13 protein-coding genes and 1 riboswitch are annotated in these 17,166 nt (G+C 39.7%); of the genes, 5 read left to right on the top strand and 8 right to left on the bottom strand.

Annotated elements, in window-relative coordinates:
- The first annotated feature begins 69 nt into the window (after positions 1-69).
- From hemB to ACM0OS_RS16670, 3 genes are all read left to right on the top strand, one after another.
- A complete protein-coding gene (gene hemB, locus ACM0OS_RS16680) occupies positions 70-1,077 on the top strand; it encodes a porphobilinogen synthase (protein WP_414544315.1) in 1,008 nt (335 codons plus the stop codon).
- 76 nt (positions 1,078-1,153) lie between these two features.
- Positions 1,154-1,317: riboswitch (cobalamin riboswitch) on the top strand.
- A 25-nt stretch (positions 1,318-1,342) separates the two neighbouring features.
- Positions 1,343-1,753 (top strand): DUF1636 domain-containing protein, encoded by a 411-nt coding sequence (locus ACM0OS_RS16675; protein ID WP_414544314.1) that lies wholly within the window; start codon positions 1,343-1,345, stop codon positions 1,751-1,753.
- A gap of 51 nt (positions 1,754-1,804) precedes the next feature.
- On the top strand, positions 1,805-2,593 hold the full coding sequence (locus ACM0OS_RS16670; protein ID WP_414544342.1) for a cobalt-precorrin-6A reductase: 789 nt from the start codon (positions 1,805-1,807) through the stop codon (positions 2,591-2,593).
- Here ACM0OS_RS16670 and ACM0OS_RS16665 read toward each other — a convergent pair.
- The 5 genes from ACM0OS_RS16665 to ACM0OS_RS16645 all read right to left on the bottom strand — a co-directional run bounded on the left by ACM0OS_RS16665 (position 2,556) and on the right by ACM0OS_RS16645 (position 9,637).
- Entirely contained in the window at positions 2,556-2,918 is a 363-nt protein-coding gene (locus ACM0OS_RS16665; RefSeq protein WP_414544313.1) for a late competence development ComFB family protein, read from the bottom strand. The genes ACM0OS_RS16670 and ACM0OS_RS16665 overlap by 38 nt on opposite strands.
- A gap of 123 nt (positions 2,919-3,041) precedes the next feature.
- A complete protein-coding gene (locus tag ACM0OS_RS16660; protein WP_414544312.1) occupies positions 3,042-3,434 on the bottom strand; it encodes a hypothetical protein in 393 nt (130 codons plus the stop codon).
- Between the two features lie 87 nt (positions 3,435-3,521).
- Positions 3,522-3,668, bottom strand: coding sequence for a hypothetical protein (locus ACM0OS_RS16655; protein WP_414544311.1), 147 nt, complete (start codon positions 3,666-3,668; stop codon positions 3,522-3,524).
- A 453-nt stretch (positions 3,669-4,121) separates the two neighbouring features.
- Entirely contained in the window at positions 4,122-6,989 is a 2,868-nt protein-coding gene (pgmB, locus tag ACM0OS_RS16650) for a beta-phosphoglucomutase (RefSeq protein WP_414544310.1), read from the bottom strand.
- 215 nt (positions 6,990-7,204) lie between these two features.
- Positions 7,205-9,637, bottom strand: coding sequence for a sucrose synthase (locus tag ACM0OS_RS16645; protein WP_414544309.1), 2,433 nt, complete (start codon positions 9,635-9,637; stop codon positions 7,205-7,207).
- A 229-nt stretch (positions 9,638-9,866) separates the two neighbouring features.
- Here ACM0OS_RS16645 and ACM0OS_RS16640 point away from each other — a divergent pair, with 229 nt between their 5' ends.
- Both ACM0OS_RS16640 and ACM0OS_RS16635 read left to right on the top strand, forming a co-directional pair.
- Positions 9,867-10,454, top strand: a complete 588-nt coding sequence (locus ACM0OS_RS16640; RefSeq protein WP_414544308.1) for a Uma2 family endonuclease — start codon at positions 9,867-9,869, stop codon at positions 10,452-10,454.
- 738 nt (positions 10,455-11,192) lie between these two features.
- The gene (locus ACM0OS_RS16635) at positions 11,193-12,593 is read left to right on the top strand and encodes a sugar porter family MFS transporter (protein ID WP_414544307.1); all 1,401 of its coding nucleotides are present in this window, start codon (positions 11,193-11,195) and stop codon (positions 12,591-12,593) included.
- A gap of 47 nt (positions 12,594-12,640) precedes the next feature.
- On the opposite strand, the gene ACM0OS_RS16630 is transcribed toward ACM0OS_RS16635, so the two are convergent.
- The 3 genes from ACM0OS_RS16630 to ACM0OS_RS16620 form a co-directional block, all read right to left on the bottom strand.
- Positions 12,641-13,483 carry a DNA adenine methylase gene (locus ACM0OS_RS16630; protein WP_414544306.1) on the bottom strand — a complete coding sequence of 281 codons (843 nt, stop codon included), beginning with the start codon at positions 13,481-13,483 and terminating at the stop codon, positions 12,641-12,643.
- 23 nt (positions 13,484-13,506) lie between these two features.
- Entirely contained in the window at positions 13,507-15,924 is a 2,418-nt protein-coding gene (locus ACM0OS_RS16625) for an exonuclease domain-containing protein (protein ID WP_414544305.1), read from the bottom strand.
- Between the two features lie 53 nt (positions 15,925-15,977).
- The coding region (locus tag ACM0OS_RS16620) for an amylo-alpha-1,6-glucosidase (protein ID WP_414544304.1) at positions 15,978-17,166 on the bottom strand (1,189 nt) is incomplete at its 5' end.

Genomic DNA, 17,166 nt, shown 5'->3' with positions numbered 1-17,166 from the left:
CAATTAGGATATTGTGAGCTATCGATTTTATGCAAAAATAATGATAATCAATATCATTCAGCGTTGAGTATGACCTCTATAAATCCTTCAGTTGCAACCGATATCCTGCGTTATCGCCCTCGTCGTCTACGCCGGACAGAAACTTTACGGCGCATGGTGCGGGAAACAATTCTCAGTGTCAACGACTTGATTTATCCGATGTTTGTCACTGAAGGTGAGGGGAAAAAATTTGAAATTGCTTCTATGCCTGATTGCTATCGCTATTCCCTAGATTTATTGTTAAACGAAGTTCAGCAAGTTGCGGGTTTAGGAATTAAGGCGATCGCTCTGTTTCCAGTAATTCCCGCAAAACTCAAAAATGACCATGCGACAGAAAGCTACAACCCAGATGGTTTAGTCCAGCGGACTGTCAAAGCTATTAAAAAAGCAGTTCCAGGCATGATCGTCATAACTGATGTGGCGCTGGATCCCTTCACTACTCATGGTCACGATGGTTTAATCGATGACAAGGGTACTATCGTCAATGATCCTACCGTGGAAGTGTTGGTGAAAATGGCCATTTCCCAAGCAGCAGCTGGGGCAAATTTCGTCGCACCTTCCGACATGATGGATGGTAGAGTCGGTGCTATTCGTCGAGCGCTGGATGCAGAAGGTTATATTGATGTGGGAATTTTGGCATACTCTGCTAAATACGCTTCTGCTTATTATGGCCCGTTCCGCGATGCTTTAGATTCTGCTCCCAAATTTGGTGATAAAAAGACTTACCAAATGGATGCGGCTAATGCCAAAGAAGCTTTAAAAGAAGTGGAATTAGATATTGCTGAGGGAGCAGATATTGTCATGGTAAAACCTGCTTTAGCTTACCTCGATATCATTCATCAAGTCCGTAACGCCACAAACCTACCTGTAGCAGCGTATAACGTTAGTGGTGAATATGCCATGATTAAAGCCGCTGCACGCATGGGTTGGATTGATGAAAAAAAGATAATTTTGGAAACTTTAACTAGTATGAAAAGAGCGGGTGCAGATTTAATTTTGACTTACTTTGCCAAAGAAGTAGCTTTAATTTTGGCTTAAGTAATTTTGTTTTTTGCCAGTTTTAAATAGTACAAATTTTGTAACGTGTACTGAAACGATTATTGGCATTAGTGATAAGATAAATAAAACATTCGGTTCTAGTAGAGGTCAGCTACTAGAGGTAAAGGGGAAAGCTCGGTGCAAATCCGGCACTGTCCCGCAGCTGTGAAGGTAAAGCAAAAGATCAAACACCTTTTGAGTTTCCCAGTCAGAACGCCCGCCGAACTCAGTATACTGTTAAATTCTACACATCTGCGAGGTACAGATGACTGCTGCTCATACTGCCAATACTAATTCTTTGGGTGTAGCCACCCATACTTTATTTGTTTGCAAAACCTGCGCTAGCGTTTGGGAAAATGGAAAACGTCTAGGTGAAAGCGGGGGTGAAAAATTACTCAAAAATCTTCAAGATTTAGCACAAAATTGGGAATTACGAGATGAATTTCCCATTCAAGAAGTTGAATGTATGAGTGCTTGTAATCGTTCTTGTGTTGTCGCCTTTGCTAGTAATGGCAAATTAACATATTTATTTGGTGATTTAGCCGTTGATGGCACTGCATCTGCTGTATTAGACTGTGCCAGTCAATATTACGCTAAACCTGATGGTTTGTTACCTTGGTCAGAAAGACCAGAACCACTGAAAAAAGGAGTTTTAGCGAAAATTCCCCCATTCTAGATATTGGATAAAACTGTCCCCAGAAAAACGACCCCAGAGAAGAGTATGGTGATGCGTGTTTTAATTCTGGGTGGAACCAGCGATGCTACAGAATTAGCTGCTAGAGTAGCGACGATGCCAGGAATTGAGGCAATTACTTCTTTAGCTGGTCGTACCCGTGAACCATCAGTTCCCTTGGGTGATTGGCGAATTGGGGGTTTTGGTGGTGTGGCTGGACTAGCTAAGTATCTGCGGCAAATGAAGATTGATTTGTTGATTGATGCTACTCATCCCTTTGCTCATCAAATTGCCTTCAATGCAGCGGAGGCCGCCACAGAAGCTAATGTACCCCGGTTGAAACTGATTCGCCGACCTTGGGAAAAGGTAAGTGGCGATCGCTGGCTCGAAGTGGAAGATATTCAAGCCGCAGCCGCAGCTTTAGTAAATCAGGCAAACCGGGTATTTTTAACTATTGGTAGGCAAGAAATTCCGGCTTTTGCTCACCTGCAAGAAATTTGGTTTTTGATGCGAATGATTGACCCTCCCCAAGCAAATGCCTTAGTACCACCGGGGATAATTTTGTGCGATCGCGGGCCTTTTTACTTGCATAATGAGCGGGAAATTTTGATTCACCACAACATTGACACCATCGTTAGCAAAAATAGCGGTGGTGATGCTACCTATGCCAAAATTGTGGCAGCACGGGAATTGGGACTGAAAGTAGTCATGGTAAATCGTCCCGTGACACCGCCAGGAGAGCAACTTACAGATGTTGATGATGTTCTAGTATGGCTTTCTCAGAAGTTACAGGAATTTGGTGGGACTACCCAAACCAATCAGATGCTATCAAACTGGGATTAGCTACCTCTGGAATATGCCGATTAACCTCTTGTGCTTGCTCACACAAAACTTTCTCAATTCCTTGGTGAATTATGGCTTCGATGTGCAACTTGTGTTCGATTGAGTGCCACAAATCATTTAAGTTAGTGAATACTTTGTCTTTTGCTTCTTGATCAACTGTGATGTAATGGTTAGGGATTCTATTGAGAATATAAGCAATGAGACATTGCCTGATGTCAGGGTGTGAAAAAGCTTCCTGATGTGGATGATTAGGATAAGTTTCTAGAATGGTTTCTAGCTCTTGATTTACCATGATTAGGGTAACATTTACAAGAGTTTTAGTCATTTTTAGCACCTTTTATTTTTTGCTGGCTTATGATTTTATGTTGCTAAATTTAGGGTTTTTTAATAAATAAAGCAAGTAATATAACTTATCTAAAAAAGCTAATTTCAATTTAAATTACTTCACTTATTTAAACTCTAGCAAACCTAAATCAAGCGCCCTTTGCCATGCTGTTTCAAAATCAATTCCTTGTTTGTTAGCAATATATAAAAATACGATAGCTGCTGACCGAATGGCATTATCACAATGTATAAGCATGGGTTTCGGTAGTTCTTTAATTATCTGAAATATCTCAAAGGCAGCTTGATGGGTAATTTCTTCAACTTTAGTCGGATAATTAATGTATATTAATCCGAAAAATTCCATTTTTTCTTGTTCATGATCGAGTAAGTCTATTTCATCTGGCGACCGGAGATTAATTACAGACTTATAACCATCATCAACTATTAATTGGAATTGTTGTGGTGTAATTTGTCCCGCGATCGCTAACTCATGATTAATTTTCCTAACTACAGTCATTGTACTAACCTTTTCAGTAATAGATAAAGTCGCCAAGTCACTGAAAATCCAGCACATGTGAATTATTACCCAACTAACAAAGACCTTTTAATGGTGCTTTTTATCAGATGGATCTCCCTCAAATGGTTGTACTCCTGTTTCTGGATAATCATCATCTCTAGGGCTGAAAATTTTATTAACTGCTTCTGAGATGTAAGTAATTAACTGCTGAAAAATATTTATTATTGATTGCATTTTTTACAGTTCTATTCTAGGAATAGACATAAAATGGTTTTCTTAAAAGCATCTAGCCCTGGCGATTATAAATCGCGGCTATACAAACTAAGTCGGCGGCTCGTCTGAGTTTCGCCGAACTTCCTGGGCAGAAAGCACAGAAAATCAAGGTTTTACCTCAATACGGTTCACTTAAGAGGAAAAGTAGGTTGGGTTAAGCGATAGCGAAACCCAACAAATCCCCGGAAATGTTGGGTTTCGTTCCATTGCTCCGCAACGCTAGCGCGAACAACCCAACCTACTCTATTTAAGGTTTTTGGCTCTAACTGAACCGTATTGGGTTTTACCTGTGTAGTAGCCGTTACTTCCAGTCGCCTGGTGCAAGATGTAAGTTAAATGTACGACAAGAATTTGAGGAACTTGTGAAGAAAGAATCTAATTTGCAGATTTATAGTTCTATTAATGGGCAAAGTTTTACAGGGTAACATTAGTCAACTGAGCTTGCAGATCTGCCCACTTGATATTTGCTAGGTTGGGCAAAACAATATGAGCCGCACCTATGCGTTCAGTGGGGCCTAAGCCTACTGTCCACATACCAGCAGCTAACGCAGCTTCAACACCAGCGGCGGCATCTTCAATCACCAGACATTGCTCTGGGGGCAGTTTTAGCTGCTTGGCAGCATACAGAAATAAATCGGGTGCTGGCTTAGGTTGCTTAACACTATAACCATCTGCGATCGCATCGACTAAATCAATAATCTCCAATCGCTCTAAAACCATGTGGGCATTTTTACTAGCCGAACCAATAGCCGTCTTAATTCCAATTTGCCGCAGTTCCTTTAATAAAGCGATCGCACCTGGTAATAAATCCTTGGGTGTGATGTTTTGAATCATTTCTACGTAGTAGCGGTTTTTACGCTCCAACATTTCTTGAATTTCGGTTTCTGAGTATTCTATATCTTTGATGATCAGCATCAAGGAAGCCCGACGAGATATGCCCCGCAACGGTTCATTAGCTTCCCGATTAAAAGGTATACCTTCTTCATCTGCGAGCTTTTGCCAAGCTAAATAATGGTATTCTGCTGTATCAGTCAATACTCCATCTAGGTCAAAAATCACTCCCCGGATATTGGGGGATATTTGTTGGGGACGTAAATCGAATTCATGCCATTTACCGCGCCAGTGCAGTTTAAACTTGAGGCGTGTCCAACCTGGAGGTAGATGGGGGTTGGCTATGGGACCGTTATCTGTGAACTGAATACCACCAAACCCGAAAATTACCGTCTGCCAAATGCCACCAGCACTAGCGCCATGAATGCCATCGGCAGTATTACCGCGAGTATCTTCGAGATCTACCATAGCGGCTTGCATAAATCTTTCATAGGCTCTTACTGATTTACCCAAATCTGAGGCGATGATGGCATGAATTGCTGGCCCCAAAGATGAACCATAAGTAATATCAGTGCGGGGTGCATAGTAATCCCAATTAGCCTGTAAGGCTTTTTCGTTGTAAGGAAAATCTGCGGATTCCCTCATTAAATACAACAACATCAATACATCTGGCTGTTTGAGAACCTGCCGTTTATTAGCGCCTTCGATGCCCAAAATAGCTTGCATCGATTTTTGGCGAGGTTCGTAATCTGCCAAGTTAATATCTTCTAACTGAAAAAATCCTTCAAACTGCTCAATTAATCCGGTTGATGGGTCGTAGGGAATCCAGATTTTATTGATGATATCTTGCCAGTGCGATCGCACTTCGGTATTAAGTTGTAGTTTTTCCGCTAATTGTGCGGTTCGTCCTGGGAAGGTGCGACTTAACCAATCATCAACTATCAGGGCTTTTTCTAAATGCCATTGTACTATGCGGTTGGTAAAGGTATTGTTGTGAGCAAACTCATGATATTCATCTGCACCAATTACCCCACGAATTTCATAACGGTCTTGTTGCGAGTTGAACTCCACTCGGCTAGCCCAGAACACCGCAGTATCTAAAATAATCTCTGCACCATAATCACGCATCCACTCATCATCACCAGTAGCTTGCCAGTAGTACCAAACAGCATAGGCAATATCTGCACTGATGTGAATTTCGTGATCACGACACCATATCCGTATATCTTCACCGTAGAAATCATTAGGAAGCGCCCAACGTGGTGTAACTTCATCACCTGTAACCGCACTCTCCCAGGCAAACATTGCCCCCTGATAACCATAGTGAGATGCTTTGCGTCTAGCTCCATCTAAGGTATGGTAGCGGTAACTCAGCAAGTTGCGAGCTAAAGTCGGTTGGGTAAAAGTAAAAAAGGGCAGAATAAAAATTTCTGTATCCCAAAAAACATGACCGCGATAACCAAAACCCGAAAGAGTTTTAGCGGGAATACTCACCTTCTCATCATGTCTAGAAGCAGCAATCAGTAATTGAAAAAGATTGTAACGAACAGCAAAAGCAGCTGTTATGTCTCCCTCAATTACAATGTCGCTATTTTCCCACACCTCATCCCAAGCCTGTTTATGGGCATGAAGTAGAGTCTTATAGTTTGGTAAGTGGGCGAGTTTTTCCTGAGCTGCTAATACTGGTGCCTCAACATCCCGTGAAGTAAAAACCGTCACCCACTTTTCCACAGTCACAGTTTGTTGAGCTGTGGCCATAAAAGTTGCACTCAAGGTAGGATAGCCAGGTACAGTACTGACTTGCATAGAAGAATCAACCCCCACAACTGTCATCTTAGCTCCCATCCCAATATCTATATGAGAACCACGAGTGCGGCTGTGTAGCCAAATTCCTTGGTCGATTTTACCTTGGTCTAAATCTTCCCAGTGATTAAAACCTTGATTTTCTGGGTAGCCATTAATACTAGCCTGGACTTCAATTAAGCCATTAAAATCCACAGGCGTTAACTGACACCGTTGTCCTAACACATGCTCATCTGCTAGACTAGCAAAGCGTTCCCAATGGATATCTATAGTTTTGCCAGAGGGACTGCGCCAACGCAAAAAACGGCCGAGAATCCCGTAACGCACATCCAGCTGGCGCTCATACTCTAATATCTCACCTTGATCGAGCCGGAAGCGATCGCCATTGATCATTAATACTAACGGTAACCAGTCAGGACAGTTGGCTAGTTCTGTGTAAACTACAGGCACATCATCGTAAACACCGTGGATGAAAGTAGCAGGTAACGAACGAGGATAGCCTTCCTCAAAACTACCCCGTGTCCCCAAATAGCCATTACCAATAGTAAAAATGGTTTCTCTGGAGTGCGACTGGTTGGGGTCAAACTGGGTTTCAATTAATCTCCAGTCTGTATAGATAAAGTGGTGATTAGAGGCTTTGGTATCCATGATATGTTGCCTGAAAATAAGTACTAGAGATGAGCTGTTAAGAGCTAGAAACTGAATTTATTTGGCTACCTAAGTAGAATGACTTGAAAAAACCAACCTATGTAAAGTAATGTAAATTTACCTAAAATCAGTTCGTAGTCAGGACTTTAGTCCTGATTTGAGAACTAAAGTTCTCACTACAAACCTTTAATTATTTACCCTGTTCTACCTAAGGCTTAATTACTCATCCCCAATTTCCCAACAGCGCGATGCATATGCTGTTCTAGAATTTTTTCGGCTCTGGGTTTATAAATTAGATGAAATAAAGTTTCCATATAGCGATCCCTGGCTTCATTATTTTCTGGTGCAGCAAAATTCCAAAAACTAAACATTTTCGCCAGCAATAACAGTTGATTAGTATGTAACTGCCAATTGTATTTATTCCGAATGCGCTGGCTCATTGATTCAGAAACTTCTTGCCAATATTCAGGATGACTATCACATTGCTGGAGGAAATTTAAAATTTTATTAGCTGCATCTTCTAAATCTGTGGGGTTAAGATGAAATTTATTTTCCTCATCTGCAATAATTTCCAAAGCACCGCCAAATTTAGTAGCAAAAGTTGGTAAACCGGAAATCATTGCTTCTAAAATGCTCCGTCCGAATGCTTCAAAACGGGCAAAGTGGACATAAATTCCTTGAGCATCAGCAATGACTCGGTAGGCTTCGCCAATATTACAAGTAGGAAGACGCATCCCTATCCAGCGAATATGACTATGGAGATGATATTGATCAATTATGTTATGCAATTTTTCAATTTCCCCAGCTTCTTCTGAATTGGCGGCTGCTTCTGGATGCAGTTTACTAGTTAGTAAAATTAAGTTACAACGCTCTTGTAATGCTTGACTTTTACCAAAACATTCAGCCAATCCAGTAAGATTTTTGATGGAAGTAATGGGAGTAATGGCAAAGATTGGTTGTTTTTGCGGGTTTTCTAAGTGACCTAATATTTGAGCATCTTCGCGGTGAAAAAGTAGGTCATAAATTTGTTGACGCAGGTTGGTATCTCGATTTTGGGTGTAGGGAAAGAAATTATTTTCGTCTACTCCTGGCGGTACCATGTTGAACTTAGGACTACACAAATCAATGCCATCAACTACGTGATATAACTGTGGCATAGTAAAACACTTGTAGGACTCGTATTGCCCCATAGTGTCTGGTGTCCCCACAATTTCTTGATAGGAAGAAGTAATAATAAAGTCGGCGGTATTCATGCTGATTAAATCAGCGGTGAATTGGGCGGAAAAGTGGTACTGTTCTTCTAGGTCTTGCCAATATAAATTACTAAATAAATGTTTAGGTTTTTCCAGGGAATGGGCAATATTACATTGGGTGACCTTTAAGCTACGAGACAATAACGATGCTACTAAATTCCCATCACTGTAGTTGCCAATAATCAGATTTGGGCGACCGTGAAATTGAGCTAGTAATTCTGTTTCTGCATCTGAGGCAAATGTTTCCAAATAAGGCCAAATCTCAAACTTAGAAATCCAATTATTGGTAATTTCCGGATTAAATTCCCCAAAGGGAACACGCAATATCCAAGCATTTTCTGTATTTTGAACTTTTTCGAGTTTCAAATTACATTCTGTACCTTCACAGTTAGGAATCAGCCTGGTGAGAATAATTACATGGGGTTGAATACCTAATAAATCAAGACCGGCGAGTTTGATTTCTGCTTGTAATTTATTTTCTAAGCTGCGGGCTTGTTCGAGGACATAAATTACTTGACCTAAAGTTTCATCTCGTCCCAAAACATCTTGTTGAGCAACCCAACCATGTATGGAGACGAGGGCGACACGAAAAATAGCAGGGATACGGGCTACAAAGGCTTCTAAAATAGCAGGTTGAGGACTGTCAATTAGTCGTGTCAGCAATTCTAGAGTTTCCCGGACGCGTCCTGCTGTATTCCCCCACCCTGGTTCAAAGCCGAGTTCTTGCAATTCCCCACGAAAATTTTTGTAGGGTTCATCAGGATGACGCTGATGCAATAATTTCAGGGCTTGCTTGATTTGTTTAGTTAAGTGTAGACCCGAAGGAATGCGATCGCTGATTAATAGAGGTTTTTCATCATAGGTTAGGCGATATAATGCCTGAAATATCACTTCTAGCCAATAATGGGTGTCCGTCAATAGTTGATTGCACAGATAACGGTTGAGAAAGGCTAGGCCTTGACCAATGTTTCTGGGGTCACTGATGGAGGGAGAACTTTGGTAAAACGGTTGCAGGTCAATTTCCAGAATGTGGGGTTGGTAGCGGTTGACCAGGCGATCGCTTACCTCTAATAATGACTGTGGTGTCATCAAATCAAATCCAGACAAATCAGATTTCAGTCGCCATACTTCTTGGCTAGCAATCTTTGGTCGGACAACAAACCAAGTGCTATCCTCTGCCAAAATCAATTCATGGGTATAGTGAATCAGTTGTCCAATAGAAGAAGAGTGATAAAAGTAAGCAGGCTGATGAGATTGGTGACAGTAGTCTGAAAATGCCTGGAGAATCTCATTTCTTAGGAAATAGCGTTTACCAGAGGCACTTAATTCATCAATTAATTGATGCAGTGTAGTCTTTTCATCACCGTTTAAAACAGTTTCTAGCAAATCATGCATGACCAATTTTCCAAATCTAGCAGGTCATGACCTCATTGTTCTTTCCTCAACAACCGTGATCCTATATTACGGGTATATAGAGGTACATTTCCTTTTGTGCATTTGTATGATAGGCAACCATGTAAGCTTCTGCTTCTAGCTGTGGTATGAAATGCTTCAATTCACTTTTTTTCGATAAAAGCTAATCTAGAAATTAAATCCGCGTATACTCACCCTGGAAGGTTGAAATATGGTTGCTTCTCCGGAAATCTATATCACCCCTGAAGAATACCTACAGATGGAAGAACAGAGTGCCATCAAACACGAATACATTGATGGCTATATCTACGCAATGGCGGGGGCTACAGACCCTCATGTGACTATTGCGCTGAATCTGGCTTCGCTTCTCCGTAATCATGTCCGCGGTTCAGGCTGTCGTGTTTACATTGCGGATATGAAAGCCCGCATTGAATCACTGAATCGATTCTACTATCCCGATGTTATGGTAACTTGCGATCAAAGAGACAAAGAAACACCGACTTATAAAAGATTTCCTTGTTTGATTGTGGAAGTTTTATCTGATTCTACTGAAGCTTTTGATAGGGGCGATAAATTTGCCGATTATCAGGTATTAGAAAGCTTAAAGGAGTATGTTTTAATTAACACAAAACGTCAGCGAATCGACTGTTTTCGTCGTAATGATCAAGGTCTATGGGTTTTGCAATTCTACACAGAAAAAGAAGAGTCATTTCACTTAAATAGTGTGAATTTTGACATCACAATGGCAGAGCTTTATGAAGATGTCGTGTTTGCAATTACCTCGGAGTCAGGACTTTAGCCCTGTTTTGTGCATAGCAAGGTGGAGAAATTCCGGCGGTAAACGTAGCCCCGCGGTAGCGTGCCGGAGGCTCTAGCTATGCCCCAGGTCATGGCTCTCACAGCATTTACCGTCTCAACTACTGTACTAAACTGTTACGCAAAGTGCTGTATCTAATTAGCTAACTCTAGAATTAAACACCAATATTTTACTGATAGGCTGTTGATTTTTGTAAAGTGAATTTCATTTTTAGTTGTAGAATTTGTTAAATTATAACTATCTAAAAAATGACTTGTTTTCACTAAAATTTTGAGATCAAGGCTGTAAATAGACTAGAAATACAAAAACTTTATTTTCTTTAGAACTTACATAATCCTAAAGCATTCCCGTCATTGCGACTGTAGGAAGCAATCTCAAAGCCTCGATTTTCGTGGCGAGTGCGTAAGTCCTAATTCTTACTGAAAGTCTCTCAATGCAAGATTTTTAGGTTTACTCTGCAAATTTACAAAATTAAAACAATAGTGAATAACCGCCAAACACCAAATTAACAAATTATTTAACATCAGAAGTTTAGAAGTTTTTAATTTAAAGCAGTTTCTCTCGTCAACACTACCAAAGAATTTTCATAGAAATGCATGTGATGGTTTGATCTAATGTAGTAATTTTGCTTTGACCTTAACATCACAAAAGTCATTGCCGACAGTAAAAAAAGCACAATAATTTTAGATTTAGCATCTCCCCCACACCCAAAATATACCAATGACCTCTACCACTGATCGTCGTAAATCCAACACATTCTATGTAATCTTAATTGCTGGTGCTGCTGCCCTCGGCGGCTTTTTGTTCGGTTTTGACACCGCAGTCATTAACGGTGCAGTTGCCGCCCTATCTAAAAACTTTAATACCAACAGTGTACTGACAGGACTGGCAGTATCCCTGGCTTTGTTGGGGTCGGCAGTAGGAGCCTTTTCTGCCGGCAAGATTGCAGACCGATATGGTCGAGTTAAAGCAATGATAGTAGCTTCAGTGTTGTTTACCATCAGTGCTATTGGCTCTGGAATTGCCTTTACTATTTGGGATTTTATCTTTTGGCGGATATTGGGTGGGCTGGCAGTTGGTACAGCTAGTGTCATTGCCCCAGCTTACATTGCAGAATGTTCTCCTACCCATTTGCGGGGAAGGTTAGGTTCTCTCCAGCAATTAGCAATTGTCGTGGGTATTTTCATTGCCTTACTAAGCAGCTACTTTATTGCTGTATCCGCAGGTTCTGCTGAGTCGCCGTCTTTATTTGGTATAAGTGCTTGGCGGTTGATGTTTTGGACGGAAGTTCCTCCAGCAGTGCTTTATGGAATGGCAGCTTTAATGATTCCCGAATCCCCCCGCTACTTAGTTGCTCAAGGACGGGAAACAGAAGCTGCTAACGTTCTCACCAAAATTTTGGGGGGTAACGTCCTGCCAAAAATTGAAGAAATTCGCCAGACAGTGCTGCGAGAACGTGAGCCTAGATTTTCTGACCTTTTGCGAAGAAGTGGTGGACTCATCCCGATTGTTTGGGTTGGTATTGGTTTATCTCTACTTCAGCAATTTGTGGGCATTAATGTCATCTTCTACTACAGCAGCGTTTTGTGGCGAGCAGTGGGATTTTCCGAACAAGATTCCCTCACCATCACAGTGATTACTGGCGCTGTAAATATTATTACCACACTGATTGCGATCGCCTTCGTGGATAAATTTGGCCGTAAACCCTTGCTAATTCTAGGCTCAATCGGCATGACTGTGACCTTGGGAACGATGGCGGCAATTTTTGGCAACGCTCCCACTGATGCTGCTGGCAATCCCACATTGATTGGTTCGGCAGGTATGATAGCTCTCATAGCAGCTAACCTCTATGTCTTCTGCTTCGGTTTTTCCTGGGGGCCAGTCACCTGGGTACTGTTGGGAGAAATGTTTAATAACCAAATTCGAGGTGCTGCACTTTCAGTCGCGGCTGCTATGCAATGGGTAGCGAACTTCTTCATTTCCACAACATTCCCTCCTATTCTGCAATATTTTGGCTTGGGTTCTGCCTATGGCCTCTATACAACTGCGGCGGCTATTTCTATCTTTTTCGTTTGGTTCTTTATTAAGGAAACCAAAGGTATTGAGTTAGAAGATATGTAATTTGTAACTACTACAAATCAGGCATTTAACTGCACAAGTTATATCCTTTATCCCATAATTCCAGCGTCTTTAGACCTGATAGTGTCAAGATAATTGGTGATGAATAATTCTTTACCTTTAGCAGCATTACTTTGTTTATAATTATTCATTCCATACTGTAATTCCCACTCGAAAACATTAGATGCTGGAAAATTTTCTCTAATTTTAGGGGAGTCATCATAAGTTATGAGCCAACGGTGATGACATTGTGTTACTAATTCGGCAAACCTTTGATGCTCAAAAGATGTGTGTAAATTACCATCTTTACCATATAATCTAGATTTAGTCGCAGTAAAATAAGGGGGATCTAAAAATATGAAGACATTTTTACCGTCTGCGTGTAATAGTTCACCGTAATCTAAATTAGTAATTTTGACATCACTTGTTAAAATATTTTCTAATTTCTCTAGGCGTTCTATTGACGAGTAGGTAAAGCGTTTATGAAAAGCTTGATCAGAAAATCCCCCAGATTCCACAGTCCCAGAAAAAGTAATTCTATTGAGAATAAAAAAGCGTACTGCTCTATCAAAATCAGATAAATTGTTGGTATCTATATTTGTTAATTCTGTAAATAGTAATTTACCATCTGTATGTTTATCTTTAACACGACGGATTTCTTGCACTAATTTTGTTAAATGAGATTGAGAGTATTTCCAAAACAAAAATAGTTCCCGATTTAAATCGTTAATCCAAATTTTTATGTGAGGAAATTCTTGTTTTAAATAAATAAATACAGAACCTCCGCCCACAAAAGGCTCTCGAAACTCCGAAAAGCTATCTGGTAAGTAATCGGCTATTTGTTTAATAGCTTTTGACTTACCACCTGGGTAACGTAGTGGACTTTTGATCATTATTTTAAATCTGGATTAAGTTATTATTTAGTTGGCGAATTGAAACCAAATATAGATAGAATCCAGTGATACCATTCTGGATGGGTGATTAAAACGTTTAATGCTGATTCCAACTCTACATTATCTAAATCTTTATTATAAATACTGACAATTAGATCATAAATTAAGTCTAGAAAAATCCTATCTTGTTTATTTAATAAGATAAAATTTCCGTTATGACTATTTTGCAATTGCAATTGTCTAATATGTTCTTTACCTACCTTACCTGTAATTTCTGGTAATCGTTCATCTCGAAAAAGTTCAAATTTACTTTGGGGATAAATATTAACTAATTCATTAAAATTGCCAATGCGACTTGTAAAAAAATTACCATTTATTTGCAGAAAACCAATTACATAATTTCGCACACCGTTTTCTATAACAATATGTTCTGGTAACTGTTTTTTACCTAAGCGATATTGTGTTAATTTTACGGGCTTAATCTTATTGAAAGCATCAGCAATAGTTTTTAATTTACCAATATCATCGGAATCCGTAATAATAGCAGAATTACTATATTTTTGCTCTAGTTCATTTTTATGTTGAGTTAGATACTCAATAACAGGATTTTCGAGAATAGACTCAATTTCTTCACCTACTAATAAATCTGATAATTTCTGATGCAGATTGCTAACATCAATAGCATTAGGTTGTTGAATACTCTGTATAACCTGCATTAATACTTCGATTGATACCTGTTGCTGGTGTTGCAAAATTCTTAACTGCTGTTCTACTTTTTCTTCTTTATCTGGTTCATGTATGACTTTTTTCTCAATCCTTAAGGGGATTCCATGCACTTTATAGTTATAGTAGTCAGCAGAACGTTTTAACGCGGATCTAATGGGTTTGTGTCCTAAAATATCATCTAATTCTTTTGGAGAAAATAACTGCTCTAAAGTTATGCTTGTAGATTGAAGCTTAATTTGTAGAATTGCTTTGATTTCGCTTTCGGTAGGCTGACGTAAATAAACTTGATACTGTGAGATTCGCCCAATAATAGAATTATCAAAAATTGTTTGAAACTGTTCCCATCTGTCAGGAAACAAATTAAGAATAATTAAGCTATTGGGAACATGGGTAAAAATTTCTTTGACAGCTTCCCCAAAGTTTAACAAGATTTCTTTATTATGAGATTGGCCTAATGCTTCTAATTGATCAAAAATAATAATTAACGGTTCATCTAATATAGAAAGTTTACCTAAAACTGAAATAACTTCCAAAGAAAAAGCTTCTTGGCTAACCTCTTCTCCCCAATTAGGTAAACCAATTTTTTCGGCTTCTTCGTCAGTTAGAACATTCCCTGCTAACCAACGAGTAGTAATATTTTTGTATCCATAATCTGTATAGCTACAATACTTAACCATTCCTTTGATGATAGATAAAGCATAACGACCCGCAGCATAATTGCTCATCCACCAATCATTAATAGTTTTTTCGATATACTGCCATGAATCTCGCTTAATTTGGGTATTTTCGCCTAATAAATTATTAATATTATTTGCTGATAAATCATTTAAATTATTGACAAATTCTTTATATTTTTGTGGAACATTTATATTACCTAGATTAATAATCGTCCGAAAAGAATTAATAATTAAATACTCTAACTGAGAAAGACGACCAACTTTTTCAACTAAAGATTCTAAAATTCGGCTATAAATATGATAAAGTATCGCTTGAGCATTATTAGGCTGACGAATAAATAATAATCTGTTACTGGGTAATCGATTTTGAGCCAGTCGCATCATCAAGTGGGTTTTACTGGAACCCGGTTCACCAATAACAACTATACCTTTACTTTGATAATTTATATCTTGTTTGACATCTTCTAAACCTCTGGTCAAAATGAGAAATTCTTTATAGTAAGTATCAAGGTAATCTGGATGATTTTGGAAAGGAGTATCAACTCTGCTGCTACTAAACGGGTTAGCTTGATATTTCAAATTTTCTATCATGATTTTTTTATAAAGTTGGTATGTAAATTCAGCATCATATCTGGCTGTATGTGCCATGCCAGAGTTGAAATATTGATTATTGGCTCGTAAATTTAAATACTTACTCAAGTAATCTAAAGAATAACTTTCTAATCCTTGCCAATAACTTTTAGCTAAGTTGTAAGTACACTTAAATTGTAAATTGGGGCAAGTTAGACCAACTTTGCAGAAACTATATTTAAGGACATCAATATCATGCTCGGCATAATGGCAAATTATTGTTTTACCCTGAACAATAGTGAGAAATTCTGTTAGTAGAGTTTTCAAACTTTTGAGGTTAGGAAATTTTGGGGATATACGAGGATGTTCATTAGATAAACCCTCATAAATCACTACACCGTGACTGTCTATAATTGCTAATTCGCTTAATTCCGGTTTGCCTTCCGTATCTACAACAACAAAATTCATATTTAAGTAAATTCACTTAAATGAAAGTAATATTTATCAAGATTATAAACTATTTATTTAAAATGGCGAATTACCTCAGCCACAGACCAAGCTTGAGCGATCGCACCTTGAGGTTGATGAGGCCAATCACCATCAAAAATTTCCGAAATCGAGTTCAGACAAGCATCAAATAAAAAGTGATCCAATAAAGGTTGCCAATCAAAAGGTAATGGCTCTTCTGGGTAAGAACGCTGCCAAGCTCGAATAAAAGGGCCAATCAGCCAACCCCAAACTGTACCCTGGTGGTAGGAGCGATCGCGCTGTGTTGAGTCGCCTATATATTGACCTATATAATCTGGATCAGCTGGATCAAGACTGCGAAGTCCATAGGGGGTAAGTAAACGAGCCAGTGCCAAATCAACTATTGCGCGCCCTTGCTGCTGCGAAAACCCACAATGATGCAGCGATAATGCCAAAATCGCATTGGGACGAATCTGGGAATTGCGGCCATCATCCGGATCAATTGAGTCGTACAAATAGCCGATCTGGGGATTCCAAAACTTTTGTAGGGAAACTGTCACTTGTTGCGCTTGTTGTGCGTAACGCTGTGCCTGTTTTGCGAGACGCGCAGGTTCGCCCAATTCAAGTTGACTCAAACGTTCTGCCCACTGGCTCATCCAACATAAAGCGGAATACCACAGGGCATTAATTTCCACGGCTTTCCCATTTCGGGGGGTTACAGGCTGCCCCTCAATCACCACATCCATCCAAGTAAGAGCTACACCTGGCACATCCCAACTCAGTAGCCCATCGGTAGCGTCAACTTGGATGTTGTAACGTGTCCCACCGATAAAGGCTTTATGAATTTGCTGTACTACAGGAAATTGTTCTGCCAAAAACTGCCAGTCTTGTGTGGCTTCTAAGTAAAGTCCTAAAGTTTCAATCCACCATAAAGCAGCATCAATACTGTTATAAGACGGTTCATCATCGACATCAGGAAAAACATTAGGAATTAAACCGTGGCGACAGTAACGCCCAAAAGTTCGCAATAGTCCTTTTGCCAACTCAAAGCGCTTTGTGACTAGGGCTAAACCAGGTAAAGCAATTAAGGTATCACGTCCCCAGTCATTGAACCAATGATAACCAGCAATCACTGTGGGGCCAGCGATGGAAGCTCTATAAACGATAAATTGATCACTGGCTTTTAGTAGTTGCTGCCTGATAGAAGAGGCAGGGGGGCAGGGGGAAGAGGCAGGGGGGCAG

Origin of the sequence: Nostoc sp. CCY0012, assembly GCF_963920855.1 — a bacterium.
GTDB lineage: Bacteria > Cyanobacteriota > Cyanobacteriia > Cyanobacteriales > Nostocaceae > Cyanocohniella.
The sequence above is the reverse complement of the archived record's forward strand: the minus strand, read 5'-3'. Positions and strand labels throughout refer to the sequence as shown.

Excerpts from the sequence above, each read along its gene's own strand:
- ACM0OS_RS16630 (WP_414544306.1), bottom strand. The coding sequence starts at position 13,483 with ATGATCAAAAGTCCACTACGTTACCCAGGTGGTAAGTCAAAAGCTATT.
- ACM0OS_RS16660 (WP_414544312.1), bottom strand. The coding sequence starts at position 3,434 with ATGACTGTAGTTAGGAAAATTAATCATGAGTTAGCGATCGCGGGACAA.
- ACM0OS_RS16625 (WP_414544305.1), bottom strand. The coding sequence starts at position 15,924 with ATGAATTTTGTTGTTGTAGATACGGAAGGCAAACCGGAATTAAGCGAA.
- ACM0OS_RS16645 (WP_414544309.1), bottom strand. The coding sequence starts at position 9,637 with ATGCATGATTTGCTAGAAACTGTTTTAAACGGTGATGAAAAGACTACA.
- ACM0OS_RS16655 (WP_414544311.1), bottom strand. The coding sequence starts at position 3,668 with ATGCAATCAATAATAAATATTTTTCAGCAGTTAATTACTTACATCTCA.
- ACM0OS_RS16675 (WP_414544314.1), top strand. The coding sequence starts at position 1,343 with ATGACTGCTGCTCATACTGCCAATACTAATTCTTTGGGTGTAGCCACC.
- ACM0OS_RS16665 (WP_414544313.1), bottom strand. The coding sequence starts at position 2,918 with ATGACTAAAACTCTTGTAAATGTTACCCTAATCATGGTAAATCAAGAG.
- ACM0OS_RS16670 (WP_414544342.1), top strand. The coding sequence starts at position 1,805 with ATGCGTGTTTTAATTCTGGGTGGAACCAGCGATGCTACAGAATTAGCT.
- ACM0OS_RS16635 (WP_414544307.1), top strand. The coding sequence starts at position 11,193 with ATGACCTCTACCACTGATCGTCGTAAATCCAACACATTCTATGTAATC.
- pgmB (WP_414544310.1), bottom strand. The coding sequence starts at position 6,989 with ATGGATACCAAAGCCTCTAATCACCACTTTATCTATACAGACTGGAGA.
- hemB (WP_414544315.1), top strand. The coding sequence starts at position 70 with ATGACCTCTATAAATCCTTCAGTTGCAACCGATATCCTGCGTTATCGC.
- ACM0OS_RS16640 (WP_414544308.1), top strand. The coding sequence starts at position 9,867 with ATGGTTGCTTCTCCGGAAATCTATATCACCCCTGAAGAATACCTACAG.